1 protein-coding gene is annotated in these 1032 nt (G+C 67.6%); it reads left to right on the top strand.

The window, feature by feature from the left end; genetic code table 11:
* The coding region (locus ACFW6P_RS32115) for an IS630 family transposase (RefSeq protein WP_386425817.1) at window positions 1-1032 on the top strand (1032 nt) is incomplete at both ends.

Raw genomic sequence — 1032 nt, 5'->3', positions numbered from 1 at the left:
AGGACGGGACGGCCGAAGGCCGAGCTGGTGCTGACCGACGACGAGCGCGAGACGTTGGCCCGCTGGGCCAGGCGGAGGACCTCGTCGCAGGCCCTGGCCCTGCGATGCCGGATCGTGGTGGAAAGCGCAACGGGTGCCACGAACAAGGAAGTTGCGTCCCGGCTGGGCGTCGAGGCGCACACGGTGAGCCGGTGGCGGGGCCGGTTCGTGCGGGACCGGCTGGAGGGCCTGACCGACGAGCCGCGCCCGGGCGGGCCCCGCAAGATCACCGACGACCAGGTCGAAGAGGTGGTGGTCAGGACGCTGGAGAGCACGCCGAAGGACGCCACGCACTGGTCGACGCGATCGATGGCCAAGGAGCTGGGCCTGTCGCAGTCGGCCATCTCGCGGATCTGGCGGACCTTCGGCCTCAAGCCGCACCTGGTGGACACCTTCAAGCTCTCGAAGGATCCCCAGTTCATCGCGAAGGTCCGTGACGTGGTCGGGCTGTATCTCGCTCCGCCCGAGCACGCGCTGGTGCTGTGCGTGGACGAGAAGACGCAGATCCAGGCCCTGGACCGGTCCGCCCCCGTGCTGCCGATGATGCCGGGCATGCCCGAGCGCCGCACCCACGACTACGTGCGCGGCGGCGTCACCACCCTGTTCGCCGCGCTCAACACGGCCACCGGAGAAGTGATCGGGCAGATCCACCGCCGGCATCGTGCCGTGGAGTTCAGGAAGTTCCTCGTCCGGATCGACAAGGAGGTGCCCGCCGACCTGGACGTGCACCTGATCTGCGACAACGCCTCCACACACAAAACTCCCGCCATCCAGCGATGGCTGGCCGCACACCCGCGCTTCCACGTGCACTTCACCCCCACCAGCAGTTCCTGGCTGAACCAGATCGAGCGGTGGTTCGGACTGCTCACCGACAAGCAGATACGGCGAGGGGTCCACAGGAACGTCCAGGCACTGGAGAAGGACATCCGCAACTGGATCAAGACCTGGAACCAGGATCCGAAGCCCTTCGTCTGGACGAAGACCGCGGACGAG

This window comes from Streptomyces sp. NPDC058741 (assembly GCF_042746715.1).
In the GTDB taxonomy this organism is placed as follows: Bacteria; Actinomycetota; Actinomycetes; order Streptomycetales; family Streptomycetaceae; genus Streptomyces.
Note: the sequence above shows the minus strand (reverse complement) of the source record. Positions and strands in the feature narration are given on the sequence as shown.